A 23,629-nucleotide genomic window follows, 5' to 3' on the forward strand; every position below is an offset into this window, starting at 1 on the left:
TTACGCAACCGCTTTAGTAAAGCGGTTTACAAGCTCTTTGGCTTGTGTTGAGATAGCTTCGTCGAGAGGCGGGGCAGGTCCCTGCGGCGCGCGACGAGGCGGACCGGCCCGGCATGACGAAGGCAAGGGGATCGACGATCCGGAAGGTGGCGGACGCAGCCGGCGTCTCCGTCACGACGGTCTCGCGCCACCTCAACGGCCGGATCAAGCTGCCCGAGGACACGGCGCAGCGCATCGAGGCGGCCGTCGCCAGGCTCGACTACCGGCCCAACGCCATTGCCCGCCGCCTGAGCAAGGGGCGCAGCGAGACCATCGGCCTGATCGTCTCCGACATCGCCAATCCCCTGTTCGCCGCCATCGCCAGCGCGGCCGAGGAGGAGGCGAGCCGGCTGGGCTACAGCCTGGTGATGTTCAACAGCCGCAACGTGGCGGCGCGGGAGATCGCCTTCCTCTCGCGCATCGGGGATGCGCAGGTCGACGGCGTCCTGCTCCTGACCAACCATCCCGATGACGGCCTGCTGGTCGAGAAGATCAACGCCTGCCGCAATGTCGTGCTCGTCGACGAGGACGTGCCCGGCGCGGTCGCGCCGCGCCTCTTCGCCGACAACCGCACCGGCGGCCGGCTCGCCGTCGACCATCTCCTGCAGCACGGGCATCGCCGCATCGGCTTCGTCGGCGGCCCGCGCGGCCTGCTCAGCAGCGGCGAGCGCTTCGGCGGCTTCGAGGACGGCCTCGTCGCCGCCGGCGTGGTCGTCGATCCCGAGCTGGTCCTGTTCGGCACCTATGAGGAGCGTTTCGGCGTGGAGGCGATGGCGCGCTTCGCCGCGCGCGAGGCCCCGCCGACGGCGATCTTCGCCGCCGCCGACATGCTGGCGCTCGGCATCCTGCGCGCCAGCCGGGCCATGGGCCTTTCGGTGCCGCGGGACGTGTCGCTGGTCAGCTTCGACGACATCCGCAACGTCGACCTGCTCGATCCGCCTCTGACCACGGTGCGCCAGTCGGCGGAGGAGTTCGGTCGGCGCGCCGTGCGGCTGCTGATCGATCATATCGGCGGCGCCGATATTCCCGGGAACGAGCCGGTCGCGGTCGAGCTGATCGTGCGACGGTCCGTCGCCGCTCCGTCGGCAAAAGGCTGGAAGGACATCCCGACCTAGCCCGGATATCGGGCCGTCGGGCTGCGGAAGACGGGCGAAGCCCGCGACAAGCAACCGAGTGGAAGACAAGGGGAACAAGCACAATGACACAGTCTCGTTTCGCCAGGGATGCCGCCGAGATCGCGCTCGAACGGTTCCGGCTCGGCCAGATCGACCGACGCTCCCTGCTGACGGCGTTCGCCGGCCTCGGCCTGGCCGCGGCGTTCCGGCCCGGCACGGCCGGCGCGGCGGCCAAGGAAGTCGTCGTCTGCAACTGGGGCGGCGCGGCGGTCGAGGCCTTCTCCAAGGCCTATGGCGAGCCGTTCACCCAGAAGAGCGGCGTCAAGGTGGTGATCGACGGCGCCGGCCCTGCCACCGGCGCCATCCGGGCCATGGTCGAGTCCGGCAAGGTGATCTGGGACGCCACCGACGGCGGCCTGGTCGACGCCGCCTCCCTCGGTCGGGCCGGCCTGGTCGAGCCGATCGACTATTCGATCGTCGACAAGTCGCAACTGCCGGAAGGCCTGGCCGCCGAGTTCGGCACCGCCAATTACAACTTCGCCAATGTGCTCGCCTATGATGCGCAGAAGACGGGCGGCGCGGCGCCCTCCGGCTGGGCCGACTTCTTCGACCAGAAGAAGTTCCCGGGCAAGCGCACCATGTGCAAGTGGATCCAGGGCCAGCTCGAATTCGTGCTGCTGGCCGACGGCGTCGCGCCCAAGGATCTCTACCCGCTCGACGTCGACCGCGCCTTCAAGAAGCTCGAGCCCATGCTGCCCGACATCATCTTCTGGGAGGGTGGGGCGCAGAGCCAGCAGCTCTTCCGCGACGGCGAGGTGACGATGGGCAACATCTGGCACACCCGCGCCAACCTCCTCAACCGGGAGAAGGCCGACCGCTTCAAGTGGACCTGGGCCGAGAACATCCTGTCGACCAGCGCCTGGTCGGTGCCCAAGGGCAATCCCGGCGGCAAGACGGTGTTCGAGTTCATCAACTCGACCCTCGACCCGGCCGGCCAGCTCGTCCTGCTGCGGCTGATGGGCAACGGGCCCTCCAACCCGAAGACGCTGGCGCTGATGGACGCTGCCGACAAGGCCATCAACCCGACCACGCCCGAGAACGCCGTGTCGCAGGTGCCGCTCAACGTCGCCTACTACGCCGAGCATGAATCGGAGCTGCAGAACCAGTACCTCGACTTCATCTCCCGCTGACCCGGAGGGGGCTGCCGTCCGACGACGGCAGCCCCGGTTCGCCATGCGCAGCTTCAGCCGCACAGCCCTGTTCCTGACCGTGCCGACCAGCCTGGTGGCGCTGGTGCTCTATGTGCTGCCGATCGCGCAGGTGCTGGCGATCAGCGTGACGGAGCCCCGCCTCGGCTTCGGCAACTACGTGAAGATGTTCGCCAACCCCGCGGTCGGCCGGGTGGTGGCGACCACGCTCAAGGTCTCGGTCATGACCACGGTGCTGACGGTCCTGGCCAGCTACATCGTCGCCTTCGCCATCTGCCACATGTCGCAGGGCCTGCGCCGCATCGCCATGTTCATGGTGCTCGTGCCGTTCTGGATCTCGGTGCTGGTCCGGGCCTTCTCCTGGATCACCATCCTGCGCCGCCAGGGCGTGCTCAACAGCGCGCTGATCGAGGCCGGCGTCATCGCCACGCCGCTCGACCTCGTCTACAACACCTTCGGCGTCACGGTCGGCATGATCCACTACATGATGCCGTTCGCCATCCTGCTGCTCTACGCCAACCTGTCCGACATCGACAGGCGGATCATGCAGGCTGCCCGTTCGCTGGGCGCGCGTCCCGCCACCGTGTTCAGACGGGTCTGGCTGCCGCTCAGCGTGCCCGGCCTGGCGCTGACGACGCTGTTCGTCTTCGTCTTCTCGCTCGGCTTCCTGGTCACGCCCGCCCTGCTCGGCGCCGGCAAGACGCTGATGGTGGCCGAATACATCTCGGTGCAGATCTCCAGCACGGCGCGCTGGGACTTGGCGACCTCGCTCTCCACCACGCTGCTCCTGGTGGTCGGTGCGCTGGTGGCGATCGCCATGCGCAGCCCGGCCCTGCGGGCCGCCTTTTCCGCGAGGCCGCAGCAATGAGGGGGCGGCGGATCATCGAGGCCCATCTGCCGCGGCTGCTGGCCTGGAGCCTGCTCGGCTTCCTCTTCCTGCCGATGCTGGTGGTGGTCCCCGTCGCCCTTACCGACCGGGACTACCTGTCTCTGCCGAGCGAGGGCCTGTCGACCGCGCATTTTGCGGCGCTGCTCGACTGGGGTACCGGCTGGCTGCCGAGCATCCTGACCAGCACGGTGATCGCCCTGGCGGCGAGCCTGCTGGCGACTGTGCTGGGGGTGAGCTTCGCGGTCGGCGCCTGGGCGGCCGGCGGCTGGTGGCCGTCGCTGATGCGGGTGATCCTCCTGTCGCCGCTGATCGTGCCGCCGATCATCTACGCCGTCGGCATGGTGAAGCTGTGGGCGAGGCTCTCCCTGCTCGACAGCTATACCGGCGTCGTGCTGGTGCATGTGGTACTGGCGCTGCCGCTCACCATCCTGGCCATCGGCGCCTCGCTCTCCAACCTCGACCAGCGCCTGGTGCAGGCGGCGCGCAGCCTCGGCGCCCGGCCGCTGACCGTGTTCGGCAAGATCGTGCTGCCCAACATCATGCCCGGCGTCGCGGCCGGGGCGATCCTCGCCTTCATCGTCTCCTGGGACGAGATCACCGTCACCCTGTTCATCACCGGGCGCGCCGTCGTCACGCTGCCGCGCCGGATCTGGACCAGCATCGCCGATGCGGTCGATCCCGCCCTGGCGGCGATCGCCGCGGTGCTGCTCGCCCTCACCATCCTGGCGCTGCTCGCCCGCACCCTCGTGCAGGGCCGGGGTGCCGGGCATCCGCAACCGTGAACCCGACACCCGCCCGCCGGGACCCGTTCCAAGAAGGGAGTCTGCCATGACCACCGCCGCCATGAGCGAGCACGAATACCGGGAGAACAAGTTCTTCAGCATCTTCGGCTCGGTACCCGAGCCGGCCTTCGACACCGCCGAGGAGCAGACCGCGGTCTGGGGGCGGCATTGGGGCTGCACCAACGATGTCGGGCGCCTGCGCGCCGTGCTGATGCATCGCCCGGGGCCGGAACTGTCGGTGGTCGAGGACAAGCCGATGGCAGAGATCGGCGGCTTCGGCGACCCCGAGAAGGGCTGGTACTGGATCGGCAAGACCCTGCCGGATCTGGCCGCCATGCAGCGCGCCCATGACGAACTGACCGGCATGCTGCGCGCCGAGGGCGTCGACGTCGTCCTGGTCGACCAGGCGGCGCCGGGCGCGATGAAGCAGATCTACACCCGCGACAGCGTCATCGGGGTGAAGGGCGGCGCCATCGTCACGCGCCTCGCCCGCCGCGTCCGCCGCGGCGAGGAACTGCCGGTCACCCGGGCGCTCGCCAAGGCCGGCTGCCCGATCCTCGGCACCATCCACGGCTCGGCCGTGTTCGAGGGCGGCGGCTTCGCCTATATCGACGAGAAGACGGCCGTGTGCTCGGTCAGCGTCGCCTGCAATCCCGAAGGCGTGCGCCAGGTCGAGGCCATCCTGTCGGGCCTGGGCGTGACGCTGATCAAGGTGCCGATGCCCGGCTACCGCATCCACATCGACGGCTCCTTCATCATGGTCGACGTGGAGACCGCCATCGTCAACATCAACGAGCTGCCGTTCCCCTTCATCGAGCACCTGACCAAGCGCGGCATCCGCCTGATCGAGCTGCCGCCGGAGGACAGCGCCATGTCGCTGAACTGCCTGGCCGTGGCGCCCGGGCGGGTGATCATGCACGGCAGCCATTCCCGGCGCCTGGCGGACCGGCTGGACGCGGCCGGCGTCACCGTGCTCACCTGCGGCTACGAGCCGGTGGAGCTCGGCGGCGGCGGCATCCACTGCTCGACGGCGCCGCTGGTGCGGGACGCCGTCTGACATGCCCTTCCTCGTTGTCGACCAGCTCGAGAAGACCTACGGCGCCGCCGTCGCCCTGACCGGGATCGATCTCTCGGTCGAGGCGGGGGAGTTCGTCACCCTGCTGGGTCCCTCGGGATCGGGCAAGACAACCCTCTTGATGTCCCTTGCCGGCTTCACCACGCCGAGCAAGGGCAGCATCCGGCTGGACGGCAAGGACATCACCGGCATCGACCCCGAGGACCGCGACTTCGGCCTGGTGTTCCAGGGCTATGCGCTGTTCCCGCATCTCAGCGTCGCCGACAACATCGCCTTTCCCCTGCAGATCCGCAGATGGGACAAGGCGCGCATCGCCGCCAAGGTCGGTGAGATGCTGGCGCTGGTCGGCCTGGACAGCCTGGCCGACCGCCGGCCGCGGCAATTGTCCGGCGGCCAGCAGCAGCGCGTGGCGATCGCCCGCGCGCTCGCCTTCGGCCCGCGCATCCTGCTGCTCGACGAGCCGCTCTCCGCGCTCGACCGCATGCTGCGCGAGACCATGCAGCGCGAGCTCAAGCGCCTGCACCGCGAGACGGGCGTGACCTTTCTCTATGTCACCCACGACCAGGAGGAAGCCATCGCCATGTCGGACCGCATCGCGGTCTTCAACCATGGCCGCATGGTCGAGATCGGTCGACCACGCGACCTCTACAAGCGGCCGTCGACCCGCTTCGTCGCCGGCTTCCTCGGCGAGAACAACTTCGTCGCCGGCCGAGGCCTCGGCGGCGGCGAGGTCGAGGCCTTCGGCGTGCGCTTCGCGACCCAGGCCCCGGCGGCGGCCGGGGAGGGCGCCGCGCTCACCGTCTGGGCGCGCCCCGAGGACATCCGCACCGGAGCCGCGGCCGACGGCGAGGTCGGCTTCCGGGCGACGGTCATGGACGTCACCTTCGTCGGCCCGGTCGACCGGCTGGTGCTGCGCCTGCCGACCGGCGAGCAGATCGTCGCGGCGCTGCGCTCGGAGACGGCCGCTCTCACACCGGGGCAGGCGCTGGACTGCCGCATCGCGCTTTCGACCATCGGCGTCCTGCCTGCCGCCTGAAGGCGGGCGGCCCAGCCATCAAACCATCGGACGAGATATGCCCATCACGCTTCGCTCCCTGGCGGTGCCCGAGTTCGGCCTGCCGCTTGAACAGCCGGTCATTCCCGCCGCGACCTACGAGGCGCGCTGCCGGCGTGCCTGCGAGGCGGCCGGCTGCGACTGGCTGGCCGTGCATGCCGACCGCGAGCACTTCGCCAACATCATGTTCCTGTCGGGCTTCGAGCCGCGTTTCGAGGAAGCGCTGCTGCTGCTGGGGCCGGCGGGACGGCGCGTCCTCCTCGTCGGCATCGAATGCCAGGGCTATGCGGCAATGGCCGGCCTGCCGGGACTGGAGGTGGTGCTGTGCCCCTCCTTCAGCCTGATGGGGCTCGACCGTTCGTCGCGCCCGACCCTGACGGCCCTGCTGGCGGAGGCCGGCATCGGCAGGGGGGCGAGCGTCGGCATCGTCGGCTGGAAATATTTCGAGCCGCGGGAGTGGGAGCATGACGAGCCGGGCTTCTTCGCGCCCTTCTTCCTGGTCGAGGCCCTGCGGCGGCTCGTCGGGCCGACCGGCCGCCTCGCCGACGCCACGCCGGTGCTGATGCATCCGGCCACCGGCCTGCGGGCGGCGGTCGACGCCGACCAGATCGCGCTGGCCGAATGGGGCGCCGCGCGCGGGTCGGCGGCGATGTGGCGCATCCTCGCCCGGTTGCGCGAGGGCGACAGCGAGCTGCAGGCGGCCTCCCGCATGGGCTATGCCGGCGAGCCGATGAACGCCCACGTCATGGTCACGTCGGGCAATGCGGCCTCGCCGGTCCTCGGCCTGAAGAGCCCGACGGCCCGGCGCTTCGGCCGCGGCGACGGCGCCGTCGCCGCGACCAGCTACTGGGGCGGCCTGTCCGCGCGCGCCGGCCTCGTCGACACCGGCGACCCGGAGTTCCTGCGGATCGCCTCGGTCTATATGGAATCGATCCTGGAATGGTATGCCGCCGCCGACATCGGTGCCGCCGGCGGCGAGGTGTTCGAGCGGGTCACGGCCGTGCTCGCCGGCGCCGGCCTGCACTCGGTGCTCAACCCCGGCCATCTTTCCGGCCACGACGAATGGATGCACACGCCGATCCGCAAGGGATCGGGCGAGGCGATCCGCTCGGGAGCCCTGTTCCAGGTCGATATCAGCCCGGCACCGCTGCCGGCCGGCTGGGCCCTCGTCTGCATCGACAGCGTCGCCCTGGCGGATGCGCCGCTGCGCGAGGAGCTGCGGCGCCGGCATCCCGAGGCCCATGCCCGGATCGAGGCCCGCCGGGCCTTCGTACGCGAGGCCATCGGCGTCGACCTGAAGCCGGCGATCCTGCCGCTGTCCTCGGCGCCGCTATGCCTGCCGCCGTTCTGGCTCTCGCCGGACAGGTTGCTGGTAAGGGGGTGATTCTCAGGCGCCCCGGCCGAGCTTCCGTGAGCCGCTGCGGTCGCGACAGCCCGCGCCCTCACGCGCCGCGGCAGGTCGCCATCACGTTGGAGACGGCTTCGGCAGCGCCCTTGCTGTCGATCGAGGCGGCGGGGATGGCCGGCTGGCCCGAGCGGTCGAGCACGGTGAAGGTGAGCGGGCCGGGGCGCTGCAGGGCCTTCAGGTCGCTGTCGCCGAGCTGCACGGCGAGGCCCTGCTCGCCCCGCCCAGGCGCGGCGACGGCGGTGATCGCGATCTCGCGTTCGGCCAGGCGCAGGCGCTTGGCCGAGAAGGCGGCGGCGCGGACGTGCTCGAGGTCGAGCGGATCGAGCGCCTTGAACGTCACTTCGAGCTTGGCCGAGTCCGTCTTCACGCAGGCGAGCGACAGCGACAGCTCGGCATCGGTGAAGCGGGCCGAGGCCAGGCCTTCGGCCTGGTGCTGCACCGTCCACACGCCCTCGGCGGGAACCGTGGGGGCCATGGCCGTCGGCAGCGCGATCGGCTGCGGGGAGGGGGCAGCCTCCTCGCGCGGCTGGGGCTGCCGGGCGACCTGCGCGGCCGGGGCATTGCGCAGCAGCGCGGCGGCGGTCGCGGTCTTGTCCGGCGGCAGCAGGCCGGTGACGAAGCCGACCTCGGTCCAGCGGCTTTCCGGCATGGTGTCCATGCTGGTGAAGGGCGTGCGCAGCGTGGTGATGAAGAAGGAGATGTCGACGCCCATGTCCTTGACATAGTCGTAGACGCTGACGACCTGGCGGCCATAGTCGCGGACGACCTGGTTCATCTCCGCGGCGTTGAAAGTCTCGTCGTCGCTGAACTGGGGCGAGAACTGGTGCACGCCGGCGCGCGAGCCCGGCACCACATAGCGCTCGACGCCGCCGAGCATCACCATCGAGCAGGCGGAATAGCAGCCGGCCGTGTCGAAGACCACGCCTTCGCCGGCCTTGCGTCCCTGGCCGACCACGGTGGTCCAGCCGAGCTGGCGGATACGCCGGCCCATGATCAGGGCGGGGACGACCTTGCCGCCGATGGATTCGAAGGCGACAACCACCCGGGCCGCCGGCTTGGCGGCCGTGCCGCTGCCGCGCGTGTCCTTCGGCAGCAGGCCCTTCAGGCGGTTCTCGGCGATGAACACGGCGAACTCCTTCGCCGTCTCGTCCATGATCTCGCCCCGGGCATTGATCACCACGCAGCCGGGGCAGTCGCTGCCCGAGGTCAGGATCGAGAAGCTCATCGGCGCGGTATCCGCACGCGCCGCCATCGCCGGCTGCCATGCCAGGCCGGCCGCGACGGCGCTCGCGCCGACGAACGTTGCAAAGCGCGCCGACAGGCGCAAAACCCCTGGGAGCATCGCCCCCTTTCCCGGTGCGAGTGACATTTCCGGCATGATGCCTTCTCCGGATGGCTCTGTCGACAGCTGGCCGGCGGCCTCCGGCACTCCTTGCCGGACTGTGCTCTGCGGGCCACCGTCACCGCTCGCACCGGGCTGTCGAGTCGATCGACAGAGTTGGGCAAGGGCAAGGCGAAATCTGTGCGAAAGCGCAAGTGCCGCAGCTCGGCGGGCCGGTCAGCCCTGCCGCTCGTCGAGCCTGTCCTTCATCCGCATCCACCAGCACCTTGCCCGGACCGCCAGGCGCCCGGCCGGACCGAATGTGGCGCTGAACGGGAAGGGTGTGAACAGGCGATGGGTGTCGTCGCGGTCGATCAGCGCCCGAGCCAGCACCAGCCCGGCCATGGCCGTGGTGTTGAGGCCGTGGCCGCCGAAGGCGGAGGCGACCCAGACGTCGCGCTGCACCTCGCCGATCTGGGGCATGCCGTGGCGCGAGGCCGCCATGACGCCGGACCAGGCGTGCTCGACGCGCACGCCCTTCAGGGACGGGAAGGTGCGCGCCATGTCGTGCGCCATCGCCCTTGCCAGGCCGGCCGGCGTGCCCTTCCTTGCCGACAGGTGGTCGCCCCAGAGCAGCCGCGAGCCGTCGACGATGCGGAAACTGGTGGTGGCGCGCCGGGTGTCTCGCACCGCTCCGGCGAAGCGAATGACCTCGCCGAGGCGATCGCCGAGCGGCTCGGTGACGGCGACCGAGCCGGAAAGCGGCAGCACCGCGCCGGCGACGCGCGCCTGCCCGCCGGCGGGCAGGGTGGTCGAGCCGCACAGCACGATGCGGTTGCAGCGTACCGATCCCCTTGGCGTGCGCACGATGCGGCGGATCGAGCGCAGGTCGAGGTCGAGGGCCGGCGTGCGCTCGTAGAGCCGGGCGCCCGCCCTGGCCGCGTCGGCGGCGAGGCCGAGCCCATAGTTCAGCGGGTGAATGTGAAAGGACTGGGTGTCGTAGAAGCCGGCATGGAAGGCGTCCGAGCCCAGGGCCTCCCGCACCTTCTCGCGCGACCAGAACAGCGGCGTCCCGCCATAGAGCCTCGCCGCGCGCTCCGTCTCGGCCCGGAAGGCGTCGAGCCCGGCGGTGTGACGCACCGCCGTCAGCACGCCGGGCGTGAGCGCGACGCCCGGCATGCGCTGGGTCTCGACGACGTGGCGGATATGGGCCATGCCTTCGCGGGCGAGGGCCTGCAGCGCCCGGGTGTGGTCGACCCCGACGCGCCGCTCGATCTCCGCCGGCTCCATGGCGAAGCCGCCCTGCACCAGGCCGCCGTTCCGCCCCGAGGCGCCGGCGGCTATGCGGTCCGCCTCGACCAGCACCACGTCCCAGCCCTTGCGCGCAAGCTGCCGCGCCACCGTCAGGCCGGCCAGCCCGCCGCCGACGACGCAGACATCCGCATCCGTGGCGAAGTCAAGTTCCGGTCTCTCGATACGCGGAACGCTGGAGGCTTCGTACCAGGATGTGGGGCGGGGGAGACTCATCGCCCGATCTTGGTAGCGGATCGGCCGGCGTCGGCAAAGCGTCGCAGGCGGGGCCGGGAGAGCCTGTCCGGCCCGGTCACATCGCCGTCAATCGCCGCGGAGAGGGTGGCGGCCTTCGCGGCGGCGGTGTATGCGCTGGAGCGTCGGCGTCTCCGCCGCCAGTCGATCCGGCCGGAGGTGTCGAGACATGGTCCGCCTTTCCCGCAGACAGGGACTGCATCTGGCCGCAGCGGCACTGCTCGGCGCGCCCGCGGCTGCCGCCGGCGCCGGGCGCCTGGTGCACGCCGAGGACTTCTCGCGCGGGCAATGGCTCGACCTCGGCTTCTGGATGCTGGAGACCGGCTTCTTCCGCAATCGCGAGGAACAATACTACCAGCCGGACAATGTCTTCGTGCGCGACGGCGCGCTGGTGCTGGAGGGCAGGGCCGAGCGGCTCCGCAACGCCGCCTTCGACCCCTCCGGCGGCGATTGGACGCGGACGACGGAGTTTGCCGACTTCACCTCCGGCAGCATCCTGTCGCGCCGCCCCTTCCTCTATGGCGCCTTCGAGGTCGTCGCCCGCATCCCGGCCGGGCTCGGCACCTGGCCGGCGATCTGGCTGGTCAACGAGGTCGGCGTGCCCTATCGCGAGATCGACGTCATGGAGGCTGTCGGCATTTCGCCGGATCGGGTGTTCTCGGCCGTCCATGCCGGGCCGTCGCTGGCCGATCTGCGCCACTGGCAGGCGGAGACCGCTATCCCCGACCTTACCGCGGATTTCCACGCCTATCGCCTTGACTGGCGGCGGGACGCGCTGTCGATCGCCGTCGACGGCCGGACGGTCCTGACCATGGACCCCGGCGAGGGACGCAAGGACGGCTTCGACCCGCTGCGCCAGCCGATGCATCTGCGCATCAACCTGGCGCTCGGCGGGTCCTGGGGCGGCAAGATCGACGGGGCGGCCCTGCCGGCGCTGTTCCAGATCCGCTCCATCCGCATCTGGCAGGACGAGGCTTGAGGGACGGGCGCTGCAGCCTTGTGCCTTTTCGCGCGTTCCCCGGCCCGGGGGGCGATGATAAAGACAGGCGCAGGATTTGTCCCGACGGAGCCTGCCATGCCGCGCACAGCCCTTCGCTTCGTCCTCGCATTCGCCGTGGCCGTGCTGGCCGGCGGGGCAGAGGCCGCGACCAAGGCGGCCCTGGTGATCGGCAACGCCGCCTATCAGAACGTCACGCGGCTGGCCAATCCGGTCAACGACGCGTCCGACATGGCCGCCGCCCTGCAGCGCATCGGTTATTCCGTGACGCTGATCGTCGACGGCGACCTCAAGGCGATGAACGACGGCCTGCGCGGCTTCCTGCGCGATGCGGATCACGCCGACAGCGCGCTGGTGTTCTATTCCGGTCACGGCGTGCAGGTGAAGGGCGACAACTACCTGCTGCCGGTCTCGGCCAGGATCACCGACGAGCTCGACCTCGACACCCAGGCACTGTCGCTGCGCAAGCTGCGCGAGCTCGTCGACGGCGCTTCGCCCAAGGTGCAGATCATGATCCTGGATGCCTGCCGCGACAATCCGCTGGCGCGCCAGCTGGTGCGCGGCGGCGGCACGCGCGGCCTCGCCCGCATCGAGCTCGACCCCTCCGCCAGCGGCACGCTGATCGCCTACTCGACCGCGCCCGGCTCCGTGGCCCAGGACGGAACCGGCCGCAACTCGCCCTTCACCCAGGCGCTGCTGGCCCATATCGAGACGCCGAACCTCGACATCCGCCAGATGTTCGGCGAAGTGCGCGCCGACGTCGACCGCGACACCCAGGGCGCCCAGCGCCCGTGGGTCGAAGAAGCGATCATCGGCTCCTTCGCCATGTCGGGCGCCGCCGCTTCGCCCGGCCAGGTCAAGGTCGTGAGCCAGCCCAGGCCGGCGGCGCAGGAACCCGTCGCGCAGCAGCAGCCCGTTGCGCCGCCGGAGCCCCCGCCGCAGCAGCAGGCGGCGCTCGATCCCGAGCCGCCGGCGATCCCGATGCCGGAGGCGCCTCGCAGGCAGCAGCCGGCGGCGGGCCAGTTCGTGTTGGCCGATTCCAGCCGCCGCCGCCTGACCTGGGACGATGTCGCCGGCCTCAGCGCCGCGCAGCTGCGCGTCGCCCGCAACGAGATCTTCGCCCGCAAGGGTCGCTTCATGAAGGATGCGCAGCTGCGCGCCTATTTCGAGCAGTTCTCCTGGTACCAGCCCTACACCTGGGACGTTCAGCTCACGCCGTTGGAGAAGGCCAACGTCGCGCTGATCCAGAAGGCGGAGAGCGCGCAATGAAGAGCCTCGCCCTCGCCGGCGCTCTCCTGCTTCTCGCGGTCGCCCCGGCCGCGGCGGATCCGGCGCTCGACGCACTGGTCGCCGCCTATCCCGACTTCATAGCCGGCTACGACGCCAGGGATCTCATCCTCAGGAGCGGGCAGCGCATCCCGATCTCCGACGGCAAGGGCGCCAAGACGCCGGAGCAGCGCCTTGACGACGCCGACATCGACGACATGTTCGCCGCGACCTACCCGGCGGCCACGCCCGCGCGTCCTCCGACCGGGCCGGAGGACGACCCCGGGCGCGCCCGCAACAAGGCCCTGTTCGACGCCATGTACGGCGATTGCCGCAAGGGGGGCGTCAAGCTGCGCACCATCGCCTGGCTGCCGCATCTCAAGGGCGGCTCGCTGCAGGTCGCGACGGCCAACGGCGTCGCCGGGAAGCTGGAGGCGGTCTCGCGCGAGCTGGAGGCGCTGCCCGAGAAATTCCACGCCTATCTCAAGCCCTCGGCCGGAACCTACAATTGCCGCGTCGTCGCCGGCACCGGCCGGATGAGCATGCACGCCTATGCCGCAGCCATCGACATCAACGTGAAGTTCGCCGACTATTGGCGCTGGAGCGGGGGCAAGGCCGAGACCGATCAGGTGGCGTACAGGAACCGGATCCCGATGGAGATCGTGCGGGTTTTCGAGAAGCACGGCTTCATCTGGGGCGGCAAATGGTATCATTACGACACCATGCATTTCGAGTATCGTCCGGAAATCCTGGCGCTCGCCAACAGGTAGCGGAAAGGCATTCATGCGCCGGCTTCTTCTTCTGCGCCACGCCAAATCGGATTGGCCGAAAGGTGCTTCCGACCGTGAGCGCCCCCTCGGCCCGCGCGGCCGCCACGATGCGCCGCACATGGGCGAGGAGATGGCGCTGCGCCGGCTCCAGCCGGACTTCGCCGTGATCTCCACGGCCCAGCGCACCCGCGAGACCTGGGACCTCGTCGCCCCGCATCTCGGCGAGGTGCCGCACCGCTTCGAGGATTCGATCTACGAGGCCGACCCCAAGGCCATTCTGGCCCTGATCCGCTCGATCGACGACACGGTGGCGACGCTGCTGGTCGTCGGCCACAATCCCGGCCTGGAGATGGTGGCGACCTATGTCATCGGCGGCGGGGCGGAGCGCCTGCGCGACCGTCTCGGCGAGAAGTTTCCGACGGCGGCGCTCGCCGTCATCGAGTTCGACGACGGCGGCTGGGCCGAGGTCGGCCAGGGGCGGGGCCGCCTGGCGCTGTTCCTGACACCGCGCGACCTGGACTGACCGCCCGTTCAGTGGCTTTCGCGCGGCACGGCCGCGCCCCGGCAGCCGACCAGGAAATCGAGGTCGGCGCCCCGGTCGGCCTGCAGCACATGGTCGACATAGAGCTTGCGGTAGCCGCCGTCCGCCGCCGCTTGCGGCGGGTGCCACTCGGCCCGGCGGCGGGCGAGCTCGCCGTCGGAGACCTCCAGCTGCAGCCGCCGGGCCTCGACGTCGAGCACGATCATGTCGCCGTCGCGCACCAGGGCCAGCGGCCCGCCGACCGCCGCCTCGGGCGCGGTGTGCAGCACCACCGTGCCGAAGGCCGTGCCGCTCATGCGCGCGTCGGAGATCCGCACCATGTCGCGCACGCCCTTCTCCAGGACCTTGCGCGGCAGCGCCATGTTGCCGACCTCGGCCATGCCGGGATAGCCCTTCGGCCCGCAGTTCTTCAGCACCATGACGCAGCTCTCGTCGATGTCGAGGCCGGGGTCGTCGACGCGCGCCTTGTAGTCGTCGATGTCCTCGAACACCACGGCGCGGCCGCGGTGGCGCATCAGCGCCGGCGTCGCGGCCGAGGGCTTGAGGATGGCGCCCTGCGGCGCCAGGTTGCCGCGCAGCACGGCGATGCCGCCCTGGGGCGTCAGCGGATTGTCGCGCGGGCGGATCACCGCCTCGTCGAACACCTCGGCCTCGCGGATGTTGGCGCCGAGCGTCTCGCCGGTCACGGTCAGGGCGTCGAGGTGCAGCAGGTCGGCGATGCGCGTCATCAGCGCCGGCACGCCGCCGGCATAGCAGAAATCCTCCATCAGGAAGCGGCCGGACGGCATGAGGTCGAGCAGGCAGGGCACGTCGCGGCCGAGCGCATCCCAGTCCTCGAGGCCGAGGTCGACGCCGATGCGCCCGGCGATGGCCAGGAGGTGCACGACCGCGTTGGTCGAGCCGCCGACCGCGCCGTTGACCCGGATGGCGTTGGCGAAGGCCTGGCGGGTCAGGATGCGCGACAGCCTGAGGTCCTCGTGCACCATGGCGACCGCCCGGCGCCCGACGAGATGGGCCATGCGCGCCCGGCCGGCGTCGACGGCGGGCAGGGCTGCGTTGCCGGGCAAGGCGAGACCGAGCGCCTCCACCATGGTGGCCATGGTCGAGGCGGTGCCCATGGTCATGCAGTGGCCGGCCGACCGCGACATGGCGCTTTCCGCCGCCATGAAGGCATTGAGCGAGATGGCGCCGGCCCGCACGTCCTCGGACAGTTTCCAAACATCCGTGCCTGAGCCGACGGTGCGGCCGCGATAATGCCCGTTGAGCATCGGGCCGCCGGAGAGCACGATCGTCGGCAGGTCGCAGCTCGCCGCGCCCATCACCAGGGACGGGGTGGTCTTGTCGCAGCCGCACAGCAGCACCACGCCGTCGATCGGATTGCCGCGGATCGCCTCCTCCACGTCCATCGAGGCGAGGTTGCGGAAGAACATGGCCGTCGGCCGCAGGTTCGATTCCCCGCAGGAGAAGACCGGGAATTCCACCGGAAAGCCGCCGGCCTCGTAGACGCCGCGCTTCACATGCTCGACCAGGCCGCGGAAATGGGTGTTGCAGGGGGTGAGGTCGGAGGCGGTGTTGCAGATGCCGATCACCGGGCGCCCGTCGAACATCTCGTCGGGATGTCCCTGGTTCTTCATCCAGCTGCGATGGATGAAGCCGTCCTTGTCGAGCCCGCCGAACCAGGCCTGCGAGCGGAGCTTGCGTGAAGAAGACATCAGCGTCCTTCCGGAGTTGGAAACGGGCCGAGCGCGGCGGCATGGCGCGCGACGCAGTCGAGGCCGAAGGCGGTCGGGCGCTGCGCCGGCGCCCGGTCGTATACGGTGAGGCCGGCGCGGGCGGCGAACAGTCGCTTGCCGTAGCAGATCAGCGTCTCGATCGACTGCATGACGAACAGGATGGCCGGGGCGGCCCGCGCATAGGCGGCCACGGCGCCGGCCTCGTCGCCGGCCTCATGGCGGGCCATGGCAGCGAGGGTGTGGTCGATGGCGTCCGGAGCCAGGATGAAGCCGCTCACCCCGGCGCGAAGATTGTCGGTCAGCTCCATGCCGCCACGGCCGTTGAACACCCCGAGGCGCCCGCCCGTGCGCTCGATCAGTCCGGCGATCTCGACCGCCGAAGCCTCGGCCTTGATCAGGCTCATGTTGGAATGCCGATCGAGCAGGACGGCGATATCGTCGGCGGTCAGGCCGCGGCCGAGATATTGCGGGGCGTTCTGCAGCGCCACCGGCAGGGCGGTGGCCCCGATCACCCGGCTGAAGAAGCCGAGATATTCGCCGGCGCCGTAGCTGCCCGTCGACGGCGGCTGCAGGATCACCCAGTCGGCCCCGGCGGCCTCGGCCGCGCGGACCATGGCGACCTGCTCGGCGACGGACTGGCCGAGGATGGTGAAGCCGACGGGCGCCCGGCCGGCCACGTCCTCGGCGACCCAGTCCATCAGCATCCGCCGCTCGTCGAAGCCGAGCTTGGCGACCTCGGTGGCGAGGCCGAGCGCCGTGATGCCGGCGACACCCGCGCCGAGGCAGAGATCGACCTGCCGTCGCATGGCGGCGCGGTCCAGGCGCTCGTCCCCGTCGAAGAAGGCATAGAGCACGGCGTGGATGCCGTGGAGCCTGGCGGGCGGGGTGGTCGAGGCAGGGGTCACTTGACGGCTCCGAGGGTCAGGCCGCGCACCAGCTGGCGCTGGAACACGAAGACGAAGGCGAGCACGGGTGCCAGCATCACCACGGCGGCGGCCGAGAGCCCGCCCCAGTCGATCTGCTGGTAGCCGACGAAGCTGTAGAGGCCGACTGGCACGGTGCGGATGCGGTCGCCGAGCACCAAGGTGAACAGGAACTCGTTCCAGGAGAACAGGAAAGCGAGGATCGCCACGGCGGCGATGCCGGGCAGGGCCACCGGCAGGCAGATCTGGCGGAAGGCCTGGAAGGGCGTCGCTCCGTCCATGAAGGCGGCTTCCTCCAGTTCCGACGGAAGATCCTCGAAGAACCCCTTCATCAGCCAGACGACGATGGAGATGTTGATCGCCACATGCGCGATCACCAGGCCGGCATAGGTGCCGATCAGGCCGGTGCGGACATAGAGCACGAAGAAGGGGATCAGCATCGCCACCGGTGGCGTCATCCGCGTCGACAGGATCCAGAAGCCGTAATCGGCATTGCCGAAGAAGCGGTAGCGCGCCAGCACATAGGCGATCGGCACGCCGAGCAGCAGGGTGAGCGCCGTCGAGGCCAGCGCCACCACCAGCGAGTTCTGGAAGTAGAGCCAGACGTCGCCGTTCGACAGGACGGCGAGGTAGTTGTCCCAGATCGGCCGGAACAGGAAGCGCGGCGGGCGGGCGATGGCATCCACCTGCTGCTTGAGGCTCATGGTGACGAGCCAGTAGATCGGGAACAGGCACCACAGCGCGAAGGCCCACAGCACCGCCCGCCGCAGCCATGGCGCGGCCCTGCGCGCGGCTCGTCGGCCGGGCGAAAGCGGCGGCAGGGACTGACGCCGCGATCCGGGCGGGATCGGTATCTCGCTCATAGGGCTGCCTTCGGCCGGAACAGGTTGGCGCGCCGCAGGAACGCCTGGCTGGCGGCCAGGGTGAGCGCCAGCATGACGATCGCGAGGGCGGCGGCATAGCCCATGGACAGGAACTCGATGCCGTTCTTGTAGGCCAGCAGGTTCAGCGTGCGCGTGGCGATCCCGGGGCCGCCGCCGGTCAGCACGAAGATGATGTCGAAGGTCTTGAAGGCGTCGATGGCGCGGAACACCACCGCGACGGCGAGGTAGGGAAACAGCATCGGCAGCACATGGTGGAACAGGACCGCCACCGGGCCGGCTCCGTCCATGGCGGCGGCCTCCAGCGGCTCCTCGTCCATGGCGGCGAGCCCGCCGGCGGCGATCAGCAGGATGAACGGCGCCCATTGCCAGGTGTCGACCAGGATCAGCGACAGCAGGGCCATGCCCGGCGAGCCGAGCCAGTCCTGCGGCGGCAGCCCGACGAGGCGCAGGAGATGGTTGAACACGCCGAGCGTCGGATTGAACATGATGCGGAAGGTGAACACCGCGGCGACCGGGGTGATGGCGAGCGGCAGCAGGTAGATCAGCCGCAGCGCCGGCACCGCCCGCGTCTCATGGTGCAGCAGCACCGCGATGCCGACGCCGAGCAGCAACTGCACCGCCACGGCGATGACGGTGAACAGGGTGGTGATCTTGAGCGCGTTCCAGAACTCGGTGCTGGAGAACAGCGTGAGATAGTTGTGCAGGCCGACGAAGACCGCGGCGCCGGGCGCGGTCAGCGAATAGTCGGTCAGCGAGAACACGATGCTGACCACGAAGGGCAGCAGGGTGAGGCCGGCGAGCAGCAGCGTCGCCGGGGTCAGCATCAGCAGGATGAAGCGGTTGCGGTCGCGGGCGGCGGTCGTGGCCATGCGGATGTCTCGCGGGTCGGCGACGGGGAGGAGGCTTCCCCGTGCCGGAGCGGGGAGGCGGCGGCCTCCCCTCGGGCATCCTCAGCCGAGGACCTTCCGGATCGTCGCGGCGGCGGCGTCGAGCGCCGCCTGGGCGTCGGAGGCGCCGGTGGCGGTCTGGTTCACCGCGATGGCGAGGGCGTCGAGGATCTGCGGGCCCTTGGGGTGGAACCATGTCGCCTTGAACAGGGCGCCGTCGCCCGCCTTCAGGCTGTCCAGCGCGGCGGTCGCCGCATCGGCGCCGAACCGGTCCTTGAAGGCGCTCGACGCCCAGGCCGAGGCGCGCGGCGTCGCCAGGCCGCTGGCGGCGGCGAGCTGGGCGGTCGTCTTCGAGTTCGCCCATTGCAGGAACAGGAAGGCGGCCTCCTTGTTCTGCGAGCGGGAATTGATGCCGGCGGTCCAGTGCCACATGTTCGGCTTCACCGGCCTGTCGCCGGCCTTGGGCATCATGGCGTAGACCGCGTGCCCGGCGACCTGGCTCTTCTTCGGATCGGCGATGTCGGTGGCGAAGTTGCTGGAGTCGCAGCCCATGCCGAGGGCACCGGCCATGAAGTCGTTGAGGCACTCCGTCCACTGGTAGCTGCTGATGCCGACCGGCCCGGCCTCGCGCAGCAGCCGGCCGTACGTGTCGACGCCGGCGACGGCCTCGGGCCGGTTGAGCGCCACCTTGCCGTCGAGGTCGATGATCGCGCCGCCGTGGCTGAAGATGAAGCCGCCGACCGGCCAGGTGCTGTCGCCGGTCGACTTGGCCCGCAGCGCGATGCCGGCGGCGTCATCGGTCTTCAGCGCCTTGGCGGTTTCCAGGAGCTGGTCCATGGTCGCCGGCGGCTTGAGGCCCTTGGCCTCAAACATGGAGCCGTTCATGAACAGGATCTCCGACTCGGCGGTGATCGCCATCAGGTACTGCTTGCCGTCGGACCATTTCTGGAATTCCCGGGCCGACCCGAAGATGTCGGCGTCGTCCCACCAGTCGAGATCGATCAGGGCCTTGTCGGCCATGTAGGCGTCCAGCGGCTCGAGCCAGCCGGCCTGGATCGCCTGGCCGACGGCCCAGACCATGTAGACGTCCGGCGTCGGGCTGGAGGCGCCGAGCTTGATCGGCAGCTGCGCCGTGTACTCGCTCTCCGACTGCGGCTGCACCTCGACCTCGATGCCGGTGAGGCGGGTGAAGTGCGGCAGCAGCGGCGTGATGGCGCTGGTCCAGGGATGCTGCTCGGCGCCGAGCACCAGCTTGCGGCCCTTCTGCTGCTGCCAGTCGATCTTCGCCGCGGTCCATTGCGGCTTCATCTCCTCGAACACGTCCGCGGCCCAGACCGGCTTGCCCGACACGCCGATGAGGCCGGCCCCCGCGAGGATCGCCGTGGCGCGCAGCAGGCTGCGGCGGTCGATCGGCAGGTGGAAGGCGCCCGTGCCGGCCGGGCCGTGAAGCTTGGACATGTCTTTCCTCCAGTTGTTCTCGGCCCGGCGTTCGCCGCCGCGGCTCGTCGGGTTCGGCGACCGGGGCGCCGGCGCTGCGGCGGGGACCGATCGGGATTTTCGAATAAATGGGATTTGACGACTTTGAGAATGGGACTTATTCGATTGAGAAGTCAAGGCGGCCCTGCGGCGTTTCGTTCGGCCTGCAGCACGCACGCCGAGGGGACGGGAGAACGGCATGGTCGATGTCGCGTTGCGCGGGGTGGAGAAGCGCTGGGGCGGCTTCACGGCCGTCCACAACCTCGACCTGGAGATCGGCGACCGTGAGTTCCTGGTCCTGCTCGGGCCGTCGGGCTGCGGCAAGACCACGACGATGCGCATGGTCGCCGGCCTGGAGCCGGTCAGCGCCGGCGACATCCTGATCGGCGGCGAGCGCGTGAACGACCGTCCCGCCCGCGACCGGGACATCGCCATGGTGTTCCAGAACTACGGCCTCTATCCGCACTTCACGGTGGGGGAGAACATCGCCTATCCCCTGCGGCTGCGCGGCGTGCCGGATGTCGAACGCCGGCGCCGGGTCGAGGCCGCGGCCGCCAAGGTGCATCTGGAGGGGCTGCTCGACCGCCGTCCCAAGGCCCTGTCGGGCGGGCAGCGCCAGCGCGTCGCCCTGGCGCGGGCGATCGTGCGCACGCCCAACCTGTTCCTGATGGACGAGCCGCTCTCCAACCTCGATGCGATCCTGCGCGTGTCGATGCGCGCCGAGCTCAAGCATCTCCATCACGAGCTCGAGACCACGACGATCTACGTTACCCACGACCAGATCGAGGCGATGACCCTCGCCACCCGCGTCGCGGTGATGAACAAGGGCGCGGTGGTGCAGCTCGGCCGGCCCGAACAGATCTACGACGATCCGGCCGCGCTGTTCGTCGCCCGCTTCATCGGCTCGCCGCCGATGAACTTCCTCGCCGGCAGGCTCGAGGCCGGCGTCTTCGCCAATGAGGCGGTGCGGATCGACGGCCTGGGGCAGGGAGCGTCCGGCGCCGTCGTCCTCGGCATCCGGCCCGACCATGTGACGCTGGCGCCGCCCGGGACCGCCGACGTCCAGGGCCGGGTGTTCTCCACCGAATACACCGGTTCCGGCCTGCAGGTGACGGTGTCGGTGGGCGAGGCCCACGTCACCGCCCTGGCCGACGTCTCCTGGCGCCCCGCGATCGACGAGGGCGTCGGCCTCACGCTGGACAGACGGAAGATTTTCCTGTTCGACTCCGCCACCGAGCGGCGCATCCGCCCGACCCAGACGGACAAGAGCTCATGACGTTCGACTACATCGTCGCCGGCGGCGGCTCCTCCGCCTGCGTGGCGGCGACGCGCCTCGTGCGCGACCACGGCGCCCGCGTCCTCCTGATCGAGCGCGGCCCGGCCGAGTACGACTGGCTGATGCGCATGCCGGCCGGCTACATGAAGTACCTCGCGCGCGACAAGTTCCTGGAGATGCACCCGGCCGTGCCGCAGCCCCAGCTCGACGGCCGCACCCCGATCGTGCCGCAGGCCCGGGTGCTCGGCGGCGGCAGCGCCGTCAACGCCATGGTCTACATGCGCGGCCAGCGCCAGGACTATGATGGCTGGGACGCCTTTCTCGGTGGCAATTCCGGCTGGTCCTATGCCGACATGCTGAAGAGCTTCCGCGGCATGGAGGGCAACAGCCGGCTCAACGACGCCTATCACGGCATTGGCGGGCCGCTGCAGGTCTGCGACCCCGGCTACATGGCCGAGATGTCCCGCGCCTTCGTGCTGGCGGCCCAGGGCTGCGGCATCCCCTACAATCCCGACTTCAACGGCGCGGTCCAGGCCGGGGTCGGGCCGATGCAGAACACCTTCGGCCCCGGCCCTTCCGGGCGGCTGGAACGCTGCGACGCGGTGCGGGCCTTCCTGTCGCAGGTGCGCGCCGACCCGCGCCTGACCGTCGAGACCGGAGCGCTGGTGACGCGCATCCTGTTCGAGGGGAGCCGGGCCGTCGGCGTCGAATATGTCCGCCGGGGCCAGGTGGTGCAGGCCCGGGCGGCCGAGGAGGTGCTGGTCGCCGCCGGCACCTACAACACCGCCAAGCTCCTGATGCTGTCCGGGCTCGGCCCGGCCGAGCATCTCGCCGGGCACGGCATCGGCGTGGTGGCCGACCTGCCCGGCGTCGGCTCGAACCTGCAGGACCATCATGAGGTTCCGGTGATCGCCGCCACCACCAAGCGGTCGGCCGGCTATTTCGGCGAGGATCGCGGCTGGCGCATGCTGCGCAACGGCCTGCAATATCTCCTGTTCGGTTCCGGTCCCGTCACCACCATCGGCGTCGACTGCTGCGCCTTCTACGATCCGGACGGCGGCGAGCGGCCGACCATCCAGCTCTACTGCGCTCCGATCGTCTATCTCGACCGGGACGTCACCGACCAGAAGCCGACCCACGGCGTGACGCTCACCTCCTGCCTGCTGCGCCCCAAGGCGCGCGGCACGGTGCGGCTGCGCTCGGCCGACCCGATGGACAAGCCGCTGGTGAACTCCAACTTCTTCGGCGACCCCGACGACCTGCGCCTGACCATCGCCTCCATGCGCTTCGCCCGCCGGCTGCTGGCGACGAAGCCGGCGGCCGGCCTGATCGCGCACGAGATGCTGCCCGGCGCCGAGGCCGAAAGCGACGAGGCGTTGCGCAGGTTCTGCAACAAGACGGTCAAGACCAACTACCATCCGGTCGGCACCGCGCGCATGGGACCGGAGGGCGACGCCATGGCGGTGCTCGACACCAGGCTGCGGGTGCGCGGCGTCGAGCGCCTGCGCGTCATCGACTGCTCGGCCATGCCGCTGATTCCCTCGGGCAACACCAATGCGCCGGCGCTGGCCATGGGCGACCGGGCGGTGGCGATCATCCGCGGCGAGCCGTCCGGGGCGGCCGCCGCGGCCGCGGGAGCCTGACCATGGCGCGGGGCAGGCGGGCCACCGCACCGGGCGGAGCGGGCAGGGCCGGGACGAAGCAGCGGGCGGGCTCGCTGCTGCACCGGACCATCGAGGCGATCGGGCGAAGCATCGTCTTCGGCGAGATTCCCGCCGGAACGGTGCTGCCCGTCGAGGCGGAGCTCGCCGCGCGCTACGGCGTCGGCCGCAATGTCGTGCGCGAGGCGGTGAAGGTGCTCGGCGAGAAGCAACTGCTGCGCACCGAGCGCCGCGCCGGCACCACCGTGCTCGGCGCGTCCGACTGGAACCATCTCGACCATGAGATCATTGCCTGGACCCTGGAGAACCCGGCCAAGCGCGACGAGCTGGTCGACGAGCTCAGCGCCCTGCGCCTGATCATCGAGCCGGAGGCGGCGGCGCTGGCCGCCGAATGCGCCGGCGTGACGGAGACGTTGCGCATCTTCGAGGCGCTGGAGCAGATGGAGGAGCGGGCGAACGACGAGGCCCGGGCGGTGGAGGCCGACATCCTGTTCCATCAGCGCCTGTTCGAGGCGACCCACAACAAGCTGCTGCTCAGCCTGGTGCGGACGGTCGCCGTGGTGCTGCAGGCCAATTTCGCCCTTGCGATCAAGGTGAAGCAGGACATTCCGCAATATCTGGGCGAGCATCGCCGGGTGGCCGAGGCCGTGCATCGCCGCGATGCCGCCGAGGCCCGGGCGGTGATGCGCGAGCTCCTCCTCAACAATGCCCGCCATCTCGCCGAGATGCGCGCCGCCCTGGCCGGTCGGGACCGCGCTGCGGCCGATACGGCCGGTTGA

Annotated in this window: 21 protein-coding genes; 14 read left to right on the forward strand and 7 right to left on the reverse strand. The window is 70.3% G+C overall.

What is annotated here, in order from left to right; all coding sequences use genetic code 11:
* The first annotated feature begins 113 nt into the window (after positions 1 to 113).
* The 7 genes from AC27L4_RS18800 to AC27L4_RS18830 all read left to right on the forward strand — a co-directional run bounded on the left by AC27L4_RS18800 (position 114) and on the right by AC27L4_RS18830 (position 7,546).
* The gene (locus AC27L4_RS18800) at positions 114 to 1,154 is read left to right on the forward strand and encodes a LacI family DNA-binding transcriptional regulator (protein WP_487143864.1); all 1,041 of its coding nucleotides are present in this window, start codon (positions 114 to 116) and stop codon (positions 1,152 to 1,154) included.
* 83 nt (positions 1,155 to 1,237) lie between these two features.
* A complete protein-coding gene (locus AC27L4_RS18805; RefSeq protein ID WP_487143865.1) occupies positions 1,238 to 2,344 on the forward strand; it encodes an ABC transporter substrate-binding protein in 1,107 nt (368 codons plus the stop codon).
* Between the two features lie 43 nt (positions 2,345 to 2,387).
* On the forward strand, positions 2,388 to 3,230 hold the full coding sequence (locus AC27L4_RS18810) for an ABC transporter permease (protein WP_487143867.1): 843 nt from the start codon (positions 2,388 to 2,390) through the stop codon (positions 3,228 to 3,230).
* Complete coding sequence (locus tag AC27L4_RS18815; RefSeq protein WP_487143869.1) at positions 3,227 to 4,033, forward strand: ABC transporter permease; 807 nt, start codon at positions 3,227 to 3,229, stop codon at positions 4,031 to 4,033. The genes AC27L4_RS18810 and AC27L4_RS18815 overlap by 4 nt, the downstream gene beginning before the upstream one ends.
* Positions 4,034 to 4,079: 46 nt before the next feature.
* On the forward strand, positions 4,080 to 5,090 hold the full coding sequence (locus AC27L4_RS18820; protein ID WP_487143870.1) for a dimethylarginine dimethylaminohydrolase family protein: 1,011 nt from the start codon (positions 4,080 to 4,082) through the stop codon (positions 5,088 to 5,090).
* A gap of 1 nt (position 5,091) precedes the next feature.
* Entirely contained in the window at positions 5,092 to 6,144 is a 1,053-nt protein-coding gene (locus tag AC27L4_RS18825; protein ID WP_487143872.1) for an ABC transporter ATP-binding protein, read from the forward strand.
* A gap of 37 nt (positions 6,145 to 6,181) precedes the next feature.
* Complete coding sequence (locus tag AC27L4_RS18830) at positions 6,182 to 7,546, forward strand: Xaa-Pro aminopeptidase (protein WP_487143873.1); 1,365 nt, start codon at positions 6,182 to 6,184, stop codon at positions 7,544 to 7,546.
* A 58-nt stretch (positions 7,547 to 7,604) separates the two neighbouring features.
* On the opposite strand, the gene AC27L4_RS18835 is transcribed toward AC27L4_RS18830, so the two are convergent.
* Together AC27L4_RS18835 and AC27L4_RS18840 are read right to left on the reverse strand one after the other, a co-directional pair.
* Entirely contained in the window at positions 7,605 to 8,912 is a 1,308-nt protein-coding gene (locus tag AC27L4_RS18835) for a COG3904 family protein (RefSeq protein WP_487143874.1), read from the reverse strand.
* Positions 8,913 to 9,128: 216 nt separating this feature from the next.
* The gene (locus AC27L4_RS18840) at positions 9,129 to 10,418 is read right to left on the reverse strand and encodes an NAD(P)/FAD-dependent oxidoreductase (protein WP_487143875.1); all 1,290 of its coding nucleotides are present in this window, start codon (positions 10,416 to 10,418) and stop codon (positions 9,129 to 9,131) included.
* A 187-nt stretch (positions 10,419 to 10,605) separates the two neighbouring features.
* Between AC27L4_RS18840 and AC27L4_RS18845 the strand changes: the two genes are divergently transcribed.
* From AC27L4_RS18845 to AC27L4_RS18860, 4 genes are all read left to right on the forward strand, one after another.
* A complete protein-coding gene (locus tag AC27L4_RS18845; RefSeq protein WP_487143877.1) occupies positions 10,606 to 11,415 on the forward strand; it encodes a glycoside hydrolase family 16 protein in 810 nt (269 codons plus the stop codon).
* A gap of 96 nt (positions 11,416 to 11,511) precedes the next feature.
* Positions 11,512 to 12,702, forward strand: a complete 1,191-nt coding sequence (locus AC27L4_RS18850) for a caspase family protein (protein WP_487143879.1) — start codon at positions 11,512 to 11,514, stop codon at positions 12,700 to 12,702.
* A complete protein-coding gene (locus AC27L4_RS18855) occupies positions 12,699 to 13,469 on the forward strand; it encodes a M15 family metallopeptidase (protein WP_487143880.1) in 771 nt (256 codons plus the stop codon). Before AC27L4_RS18850 ends, AC27L4_RS18855 begins: the two co-directional genes overlap by 4 nt.
* A gap of 13 nt (positions 13,470 to 13,482) precedes the next feature.
* Positions 13,483 to 13,992, forward strand: coding sequence for a SixA phosphatase family protein (locus AC27L4_RS18860; protein ID WP_487143881.1), 510 nt, complete (start codon positions 13,483 to 13,485; stop codon positions 13,990 to 13,992).
* 8 nt (positions 13,993 to 14,000) lie between these two features.
* On the opposite strand, the gene araD is transcribed toward AC27L4_RS18860, so the two are convergent.
* From araD to AC27L4_RS18885, 5 genes are all read right to left on the reverse strand, one after another.
* Positions 14,001 to 15,722 carry an L-arabinonate dehydratase gene (gene araD / locus AC27L4_RS18865; RefSeq protein ID WP_487143882.1) on the reverse strand — a complete coding sequence of 574 codons (1,722 nt, stop codon included), beginning with the start codon at positions 15,720 to 15,722 and terminating at the stop codon, positions 14,001 to 14,003.
* Positions 15,722 to 16,648, reverse strand: coding sequence for a dihydrodipicolinate synthase family protein (locus tag AC27L4_RS18870; protein ID WP_487143884.1), 927 nt, complete (start codon positions 16,646 to 16,648; stop codon positions 15,722 to 15,724). The genes araD and AC27L4_RS18870 overlap by 1 nt, the downstream gene beginning before the upstream one ends.
* Complete coding sequence (locus AC27L4_RS18875) at positions 16,645 to 17,529, reverse strand: carbohydrate ABC transporter permease (protein ID WP_487143886.1); 885 nt, start codon at positions 17,527 to 17,529, stop codon at positions 16,645 to 16,647. The genes AC27L4_RS18870 and AC27L4_RS18875 overlap by 4 nt, the downstream gene beginning before the upstream one ends.
* Positions 17,526 to 18,419, reverse strand: a complete 894-nt coding sequence (locus tag AC27L4_RS18880) for a carbohydrate ABC transporter permease (RefSeq protein ID WP_487143888.1) — start codon at positions 18,417 to 18,419, stop codon at positions 17,526 to 17,528. Before AC27L4_RS18880 ends, AC27L4_RS18875 begins: the two co-directional genes overlap by 4 nt.
* A gap of 81 nt (positions 18,420 to 18,500) precedes the next feature.
* Positions 18,501 to 19,895: an extracellular solute-binding protein gene (locus tag AC27L4_RS18885; protein ID WP_487143889.1), complete on the reverse strand. Its 1,395-nt coding sequence runs from the start codon at positions 19,893 to 19,895 to the stop codon at positions 18,501 to 18,503.
* 217 nt (positions 19,896 to 20,112) lie between these two features.
* On the opposite strand from AC27L4_RS18885, the gene AC27L4_RS18890 reads away from it, so the two are divergent.
* From AC27L4_RS18890 to AC27L4_RS18900, 3 genes are read left to right on the forward strand one after another with little or no spacing between them, the layout of a single operon-like run.
* Positions 20,113 to 21,189, forward strand: coding sequence for an ABC transporter ATP-binding protein (locus tag AC27L4_RS18890; protein WP_487143891.1), 1,077 nt, complete (start codon positions 20,113 to 20,115; stop codon positions 21,187 to 21,189).
* Positions 21,186 to 22,832 carry a GMC family oxidoreductase gene (locus AC27L4_RS18895; protein ID WP_487143892.1) on the forward strand — a complete coding sequence of 549 codons (1,647 nt, stop codon included), beginning with the start codon at positions 21,186 to 21,188 and terminating at the stop codon, positions 22,830 to 22,832. Before AC27L4_RS18890 ends, AC27L4_RS18895 begins: the two co-directional genes overlap by 4 nt.
* Before the next feature lie 2 nt (positions 22,833 to 22,834).
* Positions 22,835 to 23,629, forward strand: coding sequence for a FadR/GntR family transcriptional regulator (locus tag AC27L4_RS18900; RefSeq protein WP_487143893.1), 795 nt, complete (start codon positions 22,835 to 22,837; stop codon positions 23,627 to 23,629).

The sequence above is a fragment of the Labrys sp. Lb11 genome (assembly GCF_057554225.1).

Bases quoted from the DNA above. Each gene is read 5' to 3' on its own strand.
- AC27L4_RS18875 (WP_487143886.1), bottom strand. From the start codon at position 17,529: ATGAGCGAGATACCGATCCCGCCCGGATCGCGGCGTCAGTCCCTGCCG.
- AC27L4_RS18840 (WP_487143875.1), bottom strand. From the start codon at position 10,418: ATGAGTCTCCCCCGCCCCACATCCTGGTACGAAGCCTCCAGCGTTCCG.
- AC27L4_RS18820 (WP_487143870.1), top strand. From the start codon at position 4,080: ATGACCACCGCCGCCATGAGCGAGCACGAATACCGGGAGAACAAGTTC.
- AC27L4_RS18900 (WP_487143893.1), top strand. From the start codon at position 22,835: ATGGCGCGGGGCAGGCGGGCCACCGCACCGGGCGGAGCGGGCAGGGCC.
- AC27L4_RS18890 (WP_487143891.1), top strand. From the start codon at position 20,113: ATGGTCGATGTCGCGTTGCGCGGGGTGGAGAAGCGCTGGGGCGGCTTC.
- AC27L4_RS18855 (WP_487143880.1), top strand. From the start codon at position 12,699: ATGAAGAGCCTCGCCCTCGCCGGCGCTCTCCTGCTTCTCGCGGTCGCC.
- AC27L4_RS18830 (WP_487143873.1), top strand. From the start codon at position 6,182: ATGCCCATCACGCTTCGCTCCCTGGCGGTGCCCGAGTTCGGCCTGCCG.
- AC27L4_RS18860 (WP_487143881.1), top strand. From the start codon at position 13,483: ATGCGCCGGCTTCTTCTTCTGCGCCACGCCAAATCGGATTGGCCGAAA.
- AC27L4_RS18885 (WP_487143889.1), bottom strand. From the start codon at position 19,895: ATGTCCAAGCTTCACGGCCCGGCCGGCACGGGCGCCTTCCACCTGCCG.
- AC27L4_RS18805 (WP_487143865.1), top strand. From the start codon at position 1,238: ATGACACAGTCTCGTTTCGCCAGGGATGCCGCCGAGATCGCGCTCGAA.
- AC27L4_RS18800 (WP_487143864.1), top strand. From the start codon at position 114: ATGACGAAGGCAAGGGGATCGACGATCCGGAAGGTGGCGGACGCAGCC.
- AC27L4_RS18850 (WP_487143879.1), top strand. From the start codon at position 11,512: ATGCCGCGCACAGCCCTTCGCTTCGTCCTCGCATTCGCCGTGGCCGTG.
- AC27L4_RS18895 (WP_487143892.1), top strand. From the start codon at position 21,186: ATGACGTTCGACTACATCGTCGCCGGCGGCGGCTCCTCCGCCTGCGTG.
- AC27L4_RS18845 (WP_487143877.1), top strand. From the start codon at position 10,606: ATGGTCCGCCTTTCCCGCAGACAGGGACTGCATCTGGCCGCAGCGGCA.
- AC27L4_RS18815 (WP_487143869.1), top strand. From the start codon at position 3,227: ATGAGGGGGCGGCGGATCATCGAGGCCCATCTGCCGCGGCTGCTGGCC.
- araD (WP_487143882.1), bottom strand. From the start codon at position 15,722: ATGTCTTCTTCACGCAAGCTCCGCTCGCAGGCCTGGTTCGGCGGGCTC.
- AC27L4_RS18810 (WP_487143867.1), top strand. From the start codon at position 2,388: ATGCGCAGCTTCAGCCGCACAGCCCTGTTCCTGACCGTGCCGACCAGC.
- AC27L4_RS18880 (WP_487143888.1), bottom strand. From the start codon at position 18,419: ATGGCCACGACCGCCGCCCGCGACCGCAACCGCTTCATCCTGCTGATG.
- AC27L4_RS18825 (WP_487143872.1), top strand. From the start codon at position 5,092: ATGCCCTTCCTCGTTGTCGACCAGCTCGAGAAGACCTACGGCGCCGCC.
- AC27L4_RS18835 (WP_487143874.1), bottom strand. From the start codon at position 8,912: ATGCTCCCAGGGGTTTTGCGCCTGTCGGCGCGCTTTGCAACGTTCGTC.